Origin of the sequence: Montanilutibacter psychrotolerans (assembly GCF_003719825.1) — a bacterium.
Taxonomy (GTDB): domain Bacteria; phylum Pseudomonadota; class Gammaproteobacteria; order Xanthomonadales; family Xanthomonadaceae; genus Montanilutibacter; species Montanilutibacter psychrotolerans.
In genome coordinates this window covers 348,990-364,531 of record NZ_RIBS01000001.1, presented here as the reverse complement: position 1 = coordinate 364,531, position 15,542 = coordinate 348,990, and the positions used below count along the sequence as shown (strand labels likewise).

Here is a 15,542-nt window from a genome sequence, read left to right as displayed (position 1 = left end):
TCGGCGCACGCGATTGCAGTGCTTCTGGTCGCTGGCGTCGCGCGCGCCTTGCGCAGCTGTTGGCGCGCGGCCGCGCAGACCGCGCGGCTGGCCATCGGCATCCCTGACTACGACGTCTACGTAGACCACCTGCGCCGCCACCATCGCGGGCGCGAACCGATGGACCGCGACACGTTCTTCCGCGAACGCATGCAGTCACGCTACGCCCGCGGCAGTTCGCGATGCTGCTGACTCGTCCGGCCGAGTGGTGCTGGCTCGCAGGGGACAGGTGGTTGCGTCACCCCGTAGCACGGCGCCGTGTGCCGCTCTTGCATTGAAGCTAAGCGCGCACAGTGGTGCGCGCGTAGTCAGCTCGCCATCGCCCGCAGGGTGATACCCACCACGTACGCCAGCACCGTGCCACTGGCGTAGCCCAGCGCGCCCAGCAACGCGCCCACGGGCGCCAGCGACGGATGGAACACCGACGCCACCACCGGCGCCGACGCCGGACCGCCGATGTTGGCCTGCGATCCCATGGCGAAGTAGAAGAACGGCACGCGCAGCAGCTTGCCCAGCAGGCACAGCAACACGATGTGCACGCTGATCCAGATCAGCCCCAGCGCCAGCAGCCAGGGCTTGTCGGCGACCGCCAGGATGTCCATCTGCATGCCGATGCAGGCGATCAGGATGTACAGCAGCAAGGTGCCGATCTTCGAAGCGCCGGCGCCGTCGAGCGTGCGTGCGCGCGTGAAGCTCAGGCCCAGGCCGATGAACGTCGACAGCACCACCACCCACACGAACGGTTCGTGCAGGCTGACTTGCCGCGCCCACGTCACGTTGGTCGCAAACCACGCCGCCGCGGGCGTGGCCACCGCGTGCGACAACCCGACCGCGCCGAACGCGACACCCAGGATCATCATCAGGTCGGTGAGGCTGGCCACGCGTTCGTGCTGCGCCTGGTAGCTGGCCAGGCGGTGCTTGAGGTCCTCGATGGCACGCGTGTCGGCGCCGCTGCGCGCGTCGATCGCCGGCGCGCGCCCGGCCAGGAAGATCAGCACCGCCATCCACAGGTAGCCAACCGCGACATCGATCACCACGAACTGCCCGAACGTGGTTTCGTCGACGCCGAACACTTCCTTCATCGCGACCATGTTCGCGCCACCGCCGATCCAGCTGCCGGCCAGCGCGGCCATGCCGCCCCACGTGTCGCCGGCGACGGTCGACGGATGCAGCCATGCCATGACCTGGAACGCCACCACCGCGCCGATCATCACGCTCAACGAGGCGGCCGCGTACATCAGCAGCAGCTTCGGACCCAGTCGCAGCACGCCCTTGAGGTCGATCGTCAGGGTGAGCAGCACCAGCGCCGCGGGCAGCAGCACGCGGCTGGCGATCGGGTTGTACAGACTGCTGTTGGCGCCATCGATGAGGCCGATGGTGTTGTAGATGCCGGGAATGAAGTAGCACAGCAGCAACGCCGGCACGACCGAGTAGAAGCGCCGGAAGAACCGAGTGGGTCCACTGGAGGTCCAGAAGATCAGGCCGAGTGTGGCCGCGATCAGGCCGAACACGACGATGTCGTTTGTGATCAGCGCGGCCGATGCCGTGCCGGTGTCGATCGCCATGCGCGGCGTGCTCCTGGAATGGCGGATTGTGGCCGCGCGGAAGGCATTCGCCCCCCGCGCGGCCGCGGGGCTCACTGCCCCAGGTGCTGCTTCAACCAGCCGTTGACGGTGTCGTGCCACTGCACGCTGTTCTGCGGCTTCAGCACCCAGTGGTTCTCGTCCGGGAAGTAGAGGAACTTCGATTCGATGCCACGGCGCTGCAGCGCGGTGAACGTGGCAATGCCCTGCTCGGCCGGGATGCGGAAGTCCTGCTGGCCGTGCACGACCAGCATCGGCGTGCGCCAGTTCCGGACGTGGTTGACCGGGTTGAACTTCTCGTAGTTGCGCGGCACGTCGTAGGGCGTACCGCCCTGCTCCCACTCGGTGAACCACAGCTCTTCGGTCGCATAACCCATCGCGCGCTGGTCGAACACGCCGTCGTGATTGACCAGGCACTTCCACGCACCGGACTGCGGCGTGTGCCAGTTGCCGGCGATCCAGTTGACCATGAAGCCGCCGTAGCTGGCGCCCAGGGCGCACGCGTTGCCGCCGTCGAGGAAGGCGTACTTCTGCTGGGCCGCGGCCCAACCCTTCTTGAGGTCTTCCAGCGGACGATCACCCCAGTGCTGGCTGATCGCGTCGGTGAACGCCTGGCCATAACCGGTGGAACCGTGGAAGTCGATCATCACCACCGCGTAGCCCTGGCCGGCATAGGTCTGCGGATTCCAGCGGTAGCTCCAGCCGTTGCTGAAGCTGCCCTGCGGGCCACCGTGGATCAGGAACGCGACCGGGTACTTCTTGCCCTCTTCGTAGTTCCAGGGCTTGACCACGTAACCGTGCACGGTGTCGTTGTTCCAGCCCTTGAAGCTGAACTGCTCGAAGGCGCCGAAGCCGACGTCCTTGAGCATGTCGCCGGCACTGGGCGTGATGGTGCGCACCGGCGCGCCGTCGATGCCGCCGGTGAACAACTGGTCGCCACTGGTAAGGCTGTTGCGGGAGAACGCCAGGGTGGGGCCGGCAATCTCGAACGCCGAGACGCTGCCTTCGCCGATCACCTTGCGCACCGACCCATCGGCGATGTCGATCGCGAACAGCGGGTGCTCGCCCATGTCCTGGGCGGTGGTGTAGATGGTCTTGCCGTCGGCCGACAGGGTGATGCCATCGGCGGAACGGTCCCAGCCCGGCGCGATCTCGCGCGCGTGGCCGCTGGAGAGGTCCAGGGCCATCAGTGCGAAGCGGTCGGCCTCGAAGCCGGGGCGCTTCATGGCGAGGTAATACAGCGTGTTGCCGTCGGCGCTGAACGTCGCGCCCTTGTCCCAGGCGGAGTTGGCAGCAGTGAGGTTGCTGGCCGTGCCGGTACCGTCGGCGGCAACGCGGTAGAGGTCGAAGTTGGTCGATGCGGGCTCCTGGCCGTCGGCCTTGCGCACGCTCAGCACGAGGCTGCGACCGTCCGGCGCCCAGGCGTACTCGCTGCTGTCGCCGAACGGACGCGACGGTGCGTCGCCGATCACGTCGGCGCCGACCAGGGTCGCGGTGGACACCTGCTTGCCCGGGGCCGGCAGTGTGGCGACGAAGACGCGGTTGAGGCGGCCGTCGTTCCAGGCGTCCCAGTGCCGGATGAACATGCGGTCGAAGATCTCGCCGCTGGTCTTGCGGGCGCCGCGCTCGTCCGTCTTCTTCTTGTTGCAGGCCAGATCGCTGGCACAGTCGACGAACGCCTCGGTGTTGAACGCCACACGCTTGCCGTCCGGCGACAGGCGATAGCCACCCACATCGGTCGGGAAGGCAGTGACCTGCTTGGGCGTGCCGCCTGCGGCCGGCATCACGTACAGCTGCGAGGTACCGGATTTGCTGCTGAGGAAGTACACGCTGGTGCCGTCGGCGGAGAAGGTGGGCGAGTTGACGTTCCAGCCTTCCGGCGTCAGGCGCTTGGGCGGCGCCGCGTCACGCGCGAACAGGTCCTCGATCCACAGCGACGAGCTGGACTTGTTGGCGGCGAAGTCGACCACGCGCTTGGCGAACACCAGGCGACGGCCGTCGGCGGACAGGATGGGCGAAGACACCCGATCCAGGGTGGCGAGGTCGCGCGCCTGCAGGCCGCGTGTCGCGGCGACGGCATCGATGGCGAGGGTGGGCAACGCGGCCGCGATCAGCAGCGGCAGGACGGCGTGGCGCAGGGACATGGCAGCTCCGGGTGTGCGGGCGGACGAAACGCCGATGGTAGGCCGGGGCGGCGTGCCACGGCAAAGGTCGACGGCCATGGAAGTGGCACCCCGGTTTTTGCACGGTGTGGCCGTTCTGGAGCCCCCCGGGGCCGCGGCTATACTCGGCCCCTTCGCAAGCCAACTGCACGCCCGGAGCCGACGTGACCGCTTCTGCAACCGCCATACCCAAGACCGACGAGTTCCTCGGGCATCCGAAGGGGCTGTTTGTCTGCTTCTTCACCGAGATGTGGGAGCGCTTCTCCTTCTACGGCATGAAGGCCCTGTTGCTGCTGTACATCCTGAAGTACCACCTGTTCGGCGATGACGCCGGCTACGACCTGCTGGGCGCGTACGGCGGCCTGGTGTACGCGGTGCCGGTGATCGGCGGCCTGCTGGCCGACCGTTACCTGGGCATGCGCAAGGCGGTGGTTCTGGGCGGCGTGCTGCTGGTGCTGGGCCACCTGGGCATGGCGTACGAGGGCGAGGCGGCGCGCGTGGTCAACGGCGTCACCGTGCGCGACGACGGCGCGCTGCAGGTGTTCTACCTGTCGCTGGCGCTGATCATCATGGGCGTGGGCTTCCTCAAGCCGAACATCTCGACCATCGTCGGCAAGCTCTACGCCGAGAACGACCCGCGCCGCGACTCGGGCTTCACCCTGTTCTACGCCGGCATCAACGTCGGCGCACTGTTCGCCTCGCTGATCTGCGCCTTCCTCGGCGAGACCTACGGTTGGAAGTACGGTTTCGGCGCGGCCGGCATCGGCATGGTCGCCGGCCTGGTGATGTTCCTGTGGGGCCAGAAGTACCTGCACGGCCATGCCGAGCCCAACGACCCGGCGCGACTGGCGCAGCGCGTGGCCGGGCTGTCGCGCGAGTGGTGGATCTACCTGGGAAGCCTGGGCGGCGTGGCGGTGGTCTGGCAGCTGATCCAGCGCACCTGGACCGTCCACGGCGCGATGCACCTGATCGCGGTGGCGCTGCTGGCGTGGTTCGTGTGGTTCCTGGTGACGCAATGCAACAAGGTCCAGCGCCAGCAGATGATCTCGCTGGTGCTGCTGATTGTTGGCGTGCTGATCTTCTTCACGCTGTACGAGCAGACCTACGGCTCGTGGGTCACCTTCACCGACCGGTTGTTGACCAAGGACCTGTTCGGCGTTTCGCCGGGCGGCTACGTGCCGGCACTGCCCTGGGCGGTGTTCTCGCTGGCGGCCAGCCCGCCGCTGATGATCGCCGCACTGATGGCCAGCGACCGCGGCCGCACCGGCGTGGCCAAGGCAATGGTGGGGCTGATGGCGATCGGCCTGGCGGTCGCGATCGCGCACGACGTGGTGCTGGTTCCGCAGACGGCCGGTTCGCTGACCTTCCTCGGTGCGTTCTTCATCGTCGTGCTGGCGCCGATCTTCTCGTGGCTGTGGCCGTGGCTGGACAAGCGCGGCCTCAACCCCAGCAAGCCGGCCAAGATGGCCATCGGTCTGGCGTTCGCGGGCCTGGCGTTCGTGCCGATGGTGCTGGCCGCGCAGTTTGCCGGCGGCGGCCAGTTGGCCAGCGTGTGGTGGTTGGTGCTGGCCTACTTCATCCTGGAACTCGGCGAGATGTGCCTGTCCCCGATCGGTCTGTCGGCGGTGACGCAGCTGTCGGTGGCGCGCGTGGTCGGGCTGATGATGGGTGCGTTCTGGCTGGGCACCGCGTACTCGGAAGTGCTGGCAGCGCAGTTCGGCAAGCTCGCCTCCATCGAAATTCCCGAAGGTGGCGCGATCGACATGGCGGCCGCCGCGGCGAAGTACACCGAACTGTTCACGCTGATGGCCTGGGTGGGCATTGGCAGCGGCGTGCTGTTCCTGCTGCTGACCCCGCTGGTGAAGCGCTGGATGCACGGCGTGAAGTGATTCCGGCTGATGAGTGCGGCGGCCTGAAAAAAACAACAACGGCGCCCGAGGGCGCCGTTGTTGTTTGCATGGGGCGCAGGAAGCGGTTCCCGGCGATGCGTTGCACGCCACGTCGGAGGCAATCGCACGGTCGCTGTAGGATGGGTTGAGCGCAGCGTATCCATCGAACGTGCTCCGGGCGGAGCCGAAGGCGATGGTTCTCCGCGATTGCCGGAGCGTCGGCCTGATTCGGTGCGTGGTCCGCTGGAACAGCGCCGTAGGATGGGTCGAGCGCAGCGATACCCATCGAACGCGGTCCGCTCGGATACGAAGGCGATGGTTCTTCGCGACGGCCGGCGCGTCGGCGTGATTCGGTGCGTGGCCTGGTGCAACAGGACGGCGACGGAGCGCCGTAGGATGGGTCGAGCGCAGCGATACCCACCGAGCGCGGTCCGGTCGGACACGAAGCCGATGGTTCTCCGCGACGGCCGGCGCGTCGGCGTGATTCGGTGCGTGGCCTGGTGCAACAGGACGGCGACGGAGCGCCGTAGGATGGGTCGAGCGAAGCGATACCCATCGACCACCGTCCGGACAGACACGAAGGCGATGGCTCGCGGCGACTGCCGGCGCGTCGGGGTAATCCGTTGCGTGTCCGATTGCCGAGGGCGGCAGCGCCGTAGGATGGGTTGAGCGCAGCGATGCCCATCGTCCGCGATCTCGCCACGCACGAAGGCGATGGCTTTCGGCGATTGCCGGAGCCTCGGCTTGATTCGTTGATTGTCCGGTTGCAACGGGAAAGCGACGGGAGGCGTCGGGGTCGAGGTTGCGCTTGATGGGTATCGCGACGCTCAACCCATCCTACGAGACTCAAGGTCCGGCGATGCATCGTCGCGGTCGGAGCGCCGTAGGATGGGTTGAGCGCAACGTATCCATCGAACGTGCTCCGGGCGGAGCCGAAGGCGATGGTTCTCCGCGATTGCCGGAGCGTCGGCCTGATTCGGTGCGTGGTCCGTTGGAGCAGCGCCGTAGGATGGGTCGAGCGCAGCGATACCCATCGAGCGCGGTCCGGTCGGACACGAAGGCGATGGTTCGCGGCGACAGCCGATGCGTCGGGGTAATCCGTTGCGTGTCGGATAGCCAAGGGACAGCGGCGGCGACGGGGTCGAGGTGGCGCTTGATGGGTATCGCTTCGCTCAACCCATCCTACGAGGCTCAAGGGCCAGGCGATGCACCGTCGCGGTCGGAGTGACGAGCGATGGGTATCGCGGCGCTCAACCCATCCTACGGGGCAGCCTCGGCAGCGCGCCGTCGCGGTCGTCGTGGCCTGCGACGGGTTTCGCGGCGAACCTGTTCGAGATCGGGCACGTCTGCAAACGAAGACGGCGCCCGGAGGCGCCGTCTTCGGAACTGGCTGCGGTGCAGCCGCCGTGCCGGCGCTCAGCGCGCCGTGGCGTTGCCACCTGCCGGTGAGGTACTGGCCACCCCGCCGCCCAGGCTGCGCGACAGGAACGCCAGCAACTGGGTGTAGAACTTCTGGCGATTCTCGGGCTTGTAGAAGCCGTGACCCTCGGTCCGCACGTACAGCGTCTCGACCGGAACGCCCGCCGCGCGCAGCGCCGCCTCCATCTTCTCGCTGTGCGCGATCGGCGTGATCTCGTCCTCGCCGCCGGCCGCCAGGAAGACCGGCACCTTGATGCGATCGGCCATGCGGTTGGGTGATACCGCGGCAAGCGATGCCGCATCGCCCATCCACTGGTTGGCGAAGGTTGCACCGGAATCGGATGCCCGGGTCAGCGCGCTATGGCGCATCGGCAGATCGTAGAGGCCGACGTAGCCCACCGCGCACTTGTACAGCCCCGGTTCCTTGGCCACGCCCATCAATGCCGCATAGGCGCCGTAGCTCGCGCCGTAGATGCAGATCTTGTCGGCGACGGTGTGGCCCTGGGCGATGGCCCAACGGGTCGCGTCGGTGAGGTCGTCCTGCATCTTGCCGCCCCATTGCCTGGCGCCCGCCTGGTTAAAGGCACGCCCGTAGCCGGTGGAACCGCGGAAGTTCACCTGCAACACCGCGTAGCCGGCGTTGGCGAGGATCTGAACGTCACGGTCGAAACCCCAGTCGTCGCGCACGCCGAACGGGCCGCCATGCGGCATCACCACCATCGGCAGCGCGCCGGTGGCGCCCACGGGTCGGGTGAGGTAGCCGTGCAGGGTCAGGCCATCGCGCGACGGCAGGCTGATCGGCGTGGTGGTGCCCATGCGCTCAGGGTCCACCCAGTCGCTGCGGCTGAGCAGGTGCTCGGCCTTCATCGCGACGGTGTCGAACAGGAAGAAGTCACCTGGGTTGCGGTCGCTCCAGGTCTGCACCAGCGCGATCTTGCCGTCGCTGGTACTCGACGTGATGCGCACCGGATCGCCGCCGAATGCCTGCTCGAGACTACGGTACAGCTTGGCCTCGTGCGAGGCAGTGTCGAAGAAGGCCGTGCGCGGCCTGCCATCCATGTAGCTCAGGCCAACCGGCACGCTGCTGGCGTTGCGGTACAGCACGACCTGCGGATCGGTGTCGTCATCGGCGAGCAGTGGCGTCATCGCGCCGGTGGCGACGTCGCGCGCGACAACCTTGTCCGGACCACTGGCCTGTTCGACCTGCAGGTAGGCGACCTTGCCGTCTTCGCTGAATCCCAACGGGAGCTGCACCGACCCGCTGACGTTCTCGTCGTTGATCAACGTCCATTCGTCGCCATCGCCATTGCGGTAGTACAGCTGCTGGGCGTTGTCGGTGTTGCGGCCGCTGGCGAAGCGCACCACACCCTGCGCGTCGGTAATGAACTCGGCGCGACGTACCGGAGCGCTGGTGATGCGCACGCGATGACCCGTGCCGACATCGAGGCGTTCGGCCTGGGTGTAGGCCTCGGCGTTGAACGGACTGGTTGAGATGATCACGTACTTGTCGTCGTGCGGCAGGTCGTCGACCAACCTGGCGAACACATCTTCGACCTTCTTGGCCTGGATCTTGGTGCCCGGGCCGGCGCTCTGCACCCGATAGCCCACCAGGATGTCGGACTTGCCGTTGGTGTTGAGGGTGAACAACTCGCCGGTCGCGCTGGGCTCGTCGAGCAGACCGAATTTCTGCGCCACCGAGATCACCACGCGTTCGGGATTGACCCAGTCGAAGTTCGAGACGTGGTTGTTGCGCTCCAGCGCGAACCGGCCCACGACCTTGTTATCGGCGCGCTTCACGATCGCCAGGATGGTGCGATCCTCGAGGGGCACGCTGGTGGCGTAGTACTCCCCCGTCGGCGACAGTTTGATGTCGCGAAAGCTTTCCTGGCGGACGTAGGCACCGACATCGACGTCGGATGCGTGGAGCGCCGGTGCGGCAAACAAGGCGAGGCAAAGCACCGCGAACACGGTCTTCTTCATTTGGAATCCCCAGGTAATAGTTCAGCCGAGCCGCGCACGACGCCCCGCAAAAGGCGGGGACGCGGCTTGCAAACGCCCGGTTGGCGGCCAAGTTTACCCGGGGCGCCCCCAGGCGCCCGGCATTCCCCCCACCCGCCAGCGTCGGAAAACCCCGCGACGACGGGGTCAAAAATCCCGACCACCCTGCCCCGACGCCCTGCTCTCCGGCCCGCAAAGCGGCACCAGATCGGGCCTCTGGATACGGAAACGGCCACCCCGTGGGGTGGCCGTTGACGTGAAACCGCGGTTCCGGCCGGTGGGCCGCTGCCGCTTACTCGCTAGCCGGGGCCTGCGCCGGGGCCGGTTCCGGACGGTAGTTGGTCGAGGTGTCGACCTGGCCACCAATGTGACGATTGAAGAAGTCCAGCATCGCGCTGTACAGCTTCAGGCGGTTGGCCTCATCGTAGAAACCGTGCATTTCGCCGGACTGGACGATCAGGCCTTCCGGGGCATTGCCGACGTCGATCAGCGCCTTGTGCATCGCCTCGGTGTGCTCGGGCGGGCAACGCGGGTCACGCGCGCCAGCGGCGAGGAACACCGGGATCTTGACGTCGGCGGCGTGCAGCACCGGCGACATCGCGTCCTGTTCCGCACGGGTGCTGCCGAAGGCGCGCTGCATGTAGCGGCGACCGGAGTCGCGTTCGCTGGTATCGGACAGGCGCATCTGGATCTGCGGGTCGTACATGCCGACATAACCGAAGGCGCACTTGTACAGGCCCGGCGCCGACACCGGCGCCATCATCGAGGCGTAACCGCCGAAGCTGCCGCCGTAGACGCACACCCGCTCGCCATCGGCATAGCCCTGCTGGACCGCCCACTTCGTCGCGTCGACGATGTCGTTCATGATCCCGGTCGCCCAGGTACCGTAGCCCATGTCCTGGAAGCCCTTGCCGAAGCCGCCGGAGCCGCGGTAGTTCACCTGCAGCACCGCATAGCCGCGGCTGGCCATCATCTGGGTTTCCCAGTTCCAGCCCCAGTTGTCGCGCGGGCCCATCGGGCCGCCGTGGACGTTGACGATCATCGGCAGGTTCCTGCCGGTCGAACCGTGCGGCAGCGTGAGGTAGCCGTGCAGCTTCAGGCCATCGCGGGCGTTGATGGCGAACGACTTGATCGAAGCCGACTTGGCCGGATCGATCCACTGCCGGCCCTGCATCAGGAAGCGTGCCTTGCCGCTGTCGCGATCGAACAGGTACAGCTCGCCGGGATTACGGTCGCTGCGCACCGACACCATGATCTTCTTGCCATCGGTGGTGGCGCTGGTGAAGTCGACGAACTGGCCGGGGAACGCAGAGGCCACCGAGGCGTACAACTCGGCGTCGGGATGCTCCTCGTCGATCATCGTCACGCGCGGCGCGCCGGCCTCGGTGACGACACCCAGGATGGTCTCCCGATCGGTCGACAGGATGTAACTGGACGGCTCGGAGACCGGGTCGCTGAACAGCTGATGGAACGCGCCCGTGGCAGTGTCGATCGTGCCCAGCGCGTTCGGTGCCTTGCCGTCGCTCTGTTCGGCGTAGATCCGGCCATCGGCGCTGGAGCCCACGACCGACAGCATCTTGCCGCTGGACTTGGAACTGTTCAGCAGCGTCCAACGGCCGTCGTCTTCGCGGCGATAGAGTTCGTTCTCTTCGTCGAACTGGCCTTCGGCGTCCTTGGTGTCGAAGCACACGGCAAATCGGGGCTGCTTGCCGGCGTCGAGCACGATCGAGCAATTCTCGCGCGGCGCACGACCCAGCGAACGGCTGCGTCCGCTGAGCGTGTCGAACAGCACCACCTCGGTGCCGGCGCCTTCGCTGGAACGCGGGTAGTTGATCTCCATGACCACATTGGCGTCGTCATCGGGCAGCGTGTCGAGCAGGTCGTACTGTTCGTTGCCGACGGTCTTGCCGCGCTGGGTGGCATCACGGGTGCCGTAGAACACCAGCGGCCGCGCCTGCGTGCCATCGGCGTTGACGCCGTACCACTCGCCGGTGCCAAACGGCTGCGCGTAGCTGCCGACCTTCTTGACCGAGTTGAAGATCAGGCGATTGGGGCTGGTCCACTCGAACCGACCGACGCTCTTCTTGTCGGGCAGCTGGTTGATCTTGATGACGCTGAGATCGCTGGTACGCAGAATCGTCAGCACATCCTGGTCACCGCGGTCGACGGTCATCGCCATGTACTCGCCGTTGGGCGAGATCTTGGCGCTGCTGTAGGTCGGATGACGGACGAATTCCTCGATCGGTGTCGGCGTGCTTGCCTGCGCGGAACCTGCGGCCAACGCAATCGCGAGCGCGGCACGGTGCAACTTGGTCATCTTAACCATCCCCATTTTTTGAACCATCTGTAGAAACCCCAACGCGGAGCCTACCCGATCCCCCCAGTTCCCAGCATCGAGGTCAGGCGAGATGGACGCGGCGGTGCGGCGATCGACGCGGGGGCAAGGAGAACGTCGCGCAGGCGGACCGCGGGCCCGGCAAGACCCCCACGGGATTCAGGCGTAATGGGGCCTTGCGGCTTGCACAGGGCCGCCCCCCGCGTGGGTCTACTCGAACGTCCGCCGCAGCGCGTCCTGCCAATCCGGCAGGACCAGCCCGTACTCGTCGCGAAGGCGCCGGCTGTCGAGCACGGAGTAGCGCGGTCGTACCGCCCGGGTGGGATACGCGGCGGACTCGATGGCGTCCACCCGTGGCGTTGTCGCGATCAGGCCACGTTGTTGCGCCTGGGAGAAGATCGCCATGGCGAAATCGTGCCAGCTGGCCCGACCACCGGCGGCCAGGTGGCGTACGCCCGAAGTTTTCACGCCATCGGCCAGGACGGTGGCACTGACGTCGGCCACCAGCCAGGCCGGCGTGGGTGAGCCGAACTGGTCGGCGACCACGCGCACATCCCTGCCCTCGCCGGCCAGGCGCAGCATCGTGCGCAGGAAGTTGCTGCCGTGCAGCGCGTACAGCCACGCCGTGCGCAACACCAGGTGGCGTACACCGCTGGCGGCTATCGACCGTTCGCCAGCGAGCTTGCTTGCGCCGTACACGCCCAGTGGCGCCGTGGCATCGTCCTCCCGCCATGGGCGCGTGGCGCTGCCGTCGAACACGTAGTCGGTCGAATAGTGCAGCAGCAGCGCATCGCGGGCGGCGCACGCCGTAGCGATGCTCGCCGGTGCGGTGGCATTGATCGCATGAGCCAGGTCCGGCTCGCCTTCGGCCCGATCGACGGCGGTGTAGGCGGCGGCATTGACCACCACGTCGGCGCCGATCCTGTCGATCAGCGGCGCGATCGATTCCGGACGCAGGAAGTCGAGTGTCTCGCAGCGCCCGCCACCAGGGAGCGTTCCGTCGCACGTCGCCGACACCAGCGTGCCCAGCGGCGCGAGGCTGCGACGCAGCTCGGTGCCGAGCTGGCCATCGGCGCCGAGCAGCAGGATCTTCATCGCCGATCCCACGATGCGTCTGACGGCAATGCGTGCGGTGACGGTTCGTACAACGGCAGCCGGTCGGCGACGATATCGGCAAGCGTTGGCGCGGCGGCATCTTTAGCAGACAGCTGCGGCGCCGCGACGGGCCAGTCGATCGCCAGTTGCGGATCGTCCCAGCGGATCGACGCATCGGCGGCCGGGTCGTAGCTGGCGGTGCACAGGTAGTTGAACACCACCCGGTCGCTGAGCGCGACGAATCCGTGGGCGAAGCCCTCCGGGATCCAGAACTGTCGGCGGTTCTGGCCGCTCAGCAGCACGGCGGTCCAACGCCCGAAATGTGGCGAGCCGCGCCGGATGTCGATCGCCACGTCCCAGACCTCACCTTCCAGCACGGACAGGTACTTGCCCTGCGGGTTCGGCCATTGGTAATGGAGGCCGCGCAGCACGCCGCGCCGCGACACCGACACGTTGCCCTGCACGAACCTGGGCTGCAGACCGTGTCCGGCGAGTACGGCGTGGTTGAACGATTCGTAGAACTCGCCGCGCGCGTCCTCGTGCACCACCGGCTCGAACACCAGGCAACCGGGCAGGTCGGTCTCGATCCGTTTCACGCGCCACGCCCTTGCTGCGCCAACGAAAGCAGGTACTGGCCATAACCGTTCCTGGCCAACGGTGCAGCCAGTGCCTCCAGCGCCGAGTCGTCGATCCAGCCGTTGCGCCAGGCGATTTCCTCGGGGCAGCACACGCGCATTCCCTGCCGTGCCTCGATCGTCTCGATGTAGTTGCAGGCCTGCAGCAGCGACTCGGGCGTACCTGTGTCCAGCCAGGCATAGCCCCGGCCGAGCTGCTCGGCATGCAGCGTGCCTTCGGCCAGGTAGCAGCGGTTGAGGTCGGTGATTTCGAGCTCGCCACGCGACGAGGGCCGCAGGCTGGCAGCAAAGTCACCGGCCCGGCCGTCGTAGAAGTACAGCCCGGTGACGGCATGCCGCGAACGGGGTTGCGCCGGCTTTTCGACGATGTCCACGACCCGTCCGTCGGCATCGAACTCGGCCACGCCGTAGCGTTCCGGATCGCGCACCTGGTAGCCGAAGATGGTGGCACCGTGCTTTCGCTCGTCGGCGCGCCGCAGCAGGCTGCTGAGCCCCGGGCCATGGAAGATGTTGTCGCCCAGCACCAGGCAGCTGGGCTGGCCGGCCACAAATTCGCGACCGATCAGGCAGGCCTGGGCGATGCCGTCGGGGCTGGGCTGCACCGCGTACTCGATGCGCATGCCCCATTGCGAACCATCGCCCAGCAGGGTCTGGAACAGCGCCTGCTCGTGCGGGGTGTTGATGACCAGCACTTCACGGATCCGGGCAAGCATCAGCACGCCGAGCGGGTAGTAGACCATCGGCTTGTCGTACACGGGCAGCAGCTGCTTGCTGATGGCACGCGTGATCGGATACAGCCGGGTGCCGGAGCCGCCGGCGAGGAGGATGCCCTTGCGGTTCATGCGCGGAAGTCCCCGATGACGTGCGGTTGAATGACAAACGGATGGATGACGGTGCCGGTCCGCGCCACGGCGTGCGTGTAACGGCTCATGCGCCGGTTCCGATGCGGCGGGTGTGCTGCCCGGTTTCAAGCACGCCACGCACCCAGGCCTGGTTGTCGAGGTACCAGTCCACAGTGGACGCCACGCCCTGTTCGAACCCCACCGCCGGCACCCAGTCCAGCTCGCGACGCAGTTTTCCGGCGTCGATCGCGTAGCGCCGGTCGTGACCCGGGCGATCAGCGACGAAGCGGATCAGCGTTTCGTGGGCGCTGCCGTCGGCGCGCGGACGGCGCGCGTCGAGCAGCCGGCACAGGGTGGTCACCACCGCGAGGTTCTCGCGCTCGGCATCACCGCCGACGTTGTAGGTTTCGCCAACCTGCCCGGCCTCCAGCACGCGCCGGATCGCGGCACAGTGGTCGGCCACGAACAGCCAGTCGCGCACCTGACGACCATCGCCATAGACGGGCAGTGACTCGCCGGCGAGCGCGCGGGCGATCACCAGCGGGATCAATTTCTCGGGGAACTGCAACGGCCCGTAATTGTTCGAGCAGTTGGTGGTCAGCACCGGCAGGCCCCAGGTGTGGTGAAACGCCCGCACCAGGTGGTCGGACGCGGCCTTCGAGGCGGCATAGGGCGAGTTGGGCGCGTAGTTGCTCTGTTCGCTGAAGCGGCCTTCCGCGCCGAGGCTGCCGTACACCTCGTCGGTCGACACGTGCAGGAACCGGAAGCCCTCGCGACCGGCTTCGTCGAGTCCGGCCCAGTGGTCACGGCAGCGCTCGAGCAGGTTCAACGTGCCCATGACATTGGTTCGAACGAACGCCGCCGGGCCATCGATCGAGCGGTCGACGTGGCTCTCGGCAGCGAAATTCACCACCGCGTCGGGGCGATGTTCACTCAGCAGTTGCGCCCCCAGCGCGGCGTCGCCGATGTCGCCGTGCACGAAGCGGTAGGCGGAATTTCCTTCGACCGAGACCAGGCTGGCGCGATTGCCGGCGTAGGTCAGCGCATCGAGATTGACCACCCGCACGCCGCGGGCAATCGCGTCGAGAACGAAATTGGCGCCGATGAAACCGGCCCCTCCAGTTACCAGCCAGGTCGGCACTCGCTCACTCCATCGTCAGTCTTGTTGGGTCGCGACGCGCATCGCAACGGGGCCGGGGCCGGGGCCTTGGGACCGGGGGCCCCGACGCGGCGCCCCATGGGCACGCAGGCCGCCCACGAACGGCCCTGCCACCCGCGACGCCCGTCGCGGAGAGGCACCGTGCCGCGGAAATGTCCAGCGTTGGATTTCAATACCTTACGAAACTGCGCGCACCAAAGACCCGCCATCTTGGTCCTTTCCGGCGCCGATGCCAATGCACGGCGTCCCGGAACGCGTCGCCGGCGGCGCAACCAGGGCGTGCGCGCAGGACCTTCGCGCGGCCGGTCCGTGGGCGCGGTCGGCATGGTTCGTTCGTGGGGCCGATCAGTGTCCGAACGGCGTCGATCCGCTCGACCCTCGGGCCG

The 15,542-nt window shown here is 67.2% G+C and carries 10 protein-coding genes; 2 read left to right on the top strand and 8 right to left on the bottom strand.

Translation table 11 applies throughout. From position 1 onward, the window contains the following. The first annotated feature begins 12 nt into the window (after positions 1–12). Positions 13–231 (top strand): YbdD/YjiX family protein, encoded by a 219-nt coding sequence (locus EER27_RS01500; RefSeq protein WP_425480810.1) that lies wholly within the window; start codon positions 13–15, stop codon positions 229–231. 116 nt (positions 232–347) lie between these two features. Here EER27_RS01500 and EER27_RS01495 read toward each other — a convergent pair whose 3' ends face one another. Beyond that, the gene (locus tag EER27_RS01495) at positions 348–1,604 is read right to left on the bottom strand and encodes a DUF819 family protein (protein ID WP_123086255.1); all 1,257 of its coding nucleotides are present in this window, start codon (positions 1,602–1,604) and stop codon (positions 348–350) included. Positions 1,605–1,675: 71 nt separating this feature from the next. Further along, on the bottom strand, positions 1,676–3,766 hold the full coding sequence (locus EER27_RS01490) for a S9 family peptidase (protein ID WP_123086254.1): 2,091 nt from the start codon (positions 3,764–3,766) through the stop codon (positions 1,676–1,678). A 182-nt stretch (positions 3,767–3,948) separates the two neighbouring features. On the opposite strand from EER27_RS01490, the gene EER27_RS01485 reads away from it, so the two are divergent. Further along, positions 3,949–5,673 carry a peptide MFS transporter gene (locus EER27_RS01485; protein ID WP_123086253.1) on the top strand — a complete coding sequence of 575 codons (1,725 nt, stop codon included), beginning with the start codon at positions 3,949–3,951 and terminating at the stop codon, positions 5,671–5,673. A gap of 1,416 nt (positions 5,674–7,089) precedes the next feature. On the opposite strand, the gene EER27_RS01480 is transcribed toward EER27_RS01485, so the two are convergent. From EER27_RS01480 to rfbB, 6 genes are all read right to left on the bottom strand, one after another. Continuing rightward, on the bottom strand, positions 7,090–9,072 hold the full coding sequence (locus tag EER27_RS01480) for an alpha/beta hydrolase family protein (RefSeq protein WP_123086252.1): 1,983 nt from the start codon (positions 9,070–9,072) through the stop codon (positions 7,090–7,092). A gap of 310 nt (positions 9,073–9,382) precedes the next feature. Continuing rightward, the gene (locus tag EER27_RS01475; RefSeq protein WP_123086251.1) at positions 9,383–11,407 is read right to left on the bottom strand and encodes an alpha/beta hydrolase family protein; all 2,025 of its coding nucleotides are present in this window, start codon (positions 11,405–11,407) and stop codon (positions 9,383–9,385) included. 228 nt (positions 11,408–11,635) lie between these two features. Next, entirely contained in the window at positions 11,636–12,520 is an 885-nt protein-coding gene (rfbD, locus tag EER27_RS01470) for a dTDP-4-dehydrorhamnose reductase (RefSeq protein ID WP_123086250.1), read from the bottom strand. Beyond that, positions 12,517–13,116 (bottom strand): dTDP-4-dehydrorhamnose 3,5-epimerase, encoded by a 600-nt coding sequence (rfbC, locus tag EER27_RS01465; RefSeq protein WP_123086249.1) that lies wholly within the window; start codon positions 13,114–13,116, stop codon positions 12,517–12,519. The genes rfbD and rfbC overlap by 4 nt, the downstream gene beginning before the upstream one ends. Then, positions 13,113–13,997, bottom strand: a complete 885-nt coding sequence (gene rfbA / locus EER27_RS01460; RefSeq protein ID WP_123086248.1) for a glucose-1-phosphate thymidylyltransferase RfbA — start codon at positions 13,995–13,997, stop codon at positions 13,113–13,115. Before rfbA ends, rfbC begins: the two co-directional genes overlap by 4 nt. Before the next feature lie 85 nt (positions 13,998–14,082). Beyond that, positions 14,083–15,138, bottom strand: a complete 1,056-nt coding sequence (gene rfbB, locus EER27_RS01455; protein WP_123086247.1) for a dTDP-glucose 4,6-dehydratase — start codon at positions 15,136–15,138, stop codon at positions 14,083–14,085. Positions 15,139–15,542: the final 404 nt, after the last annotated feature.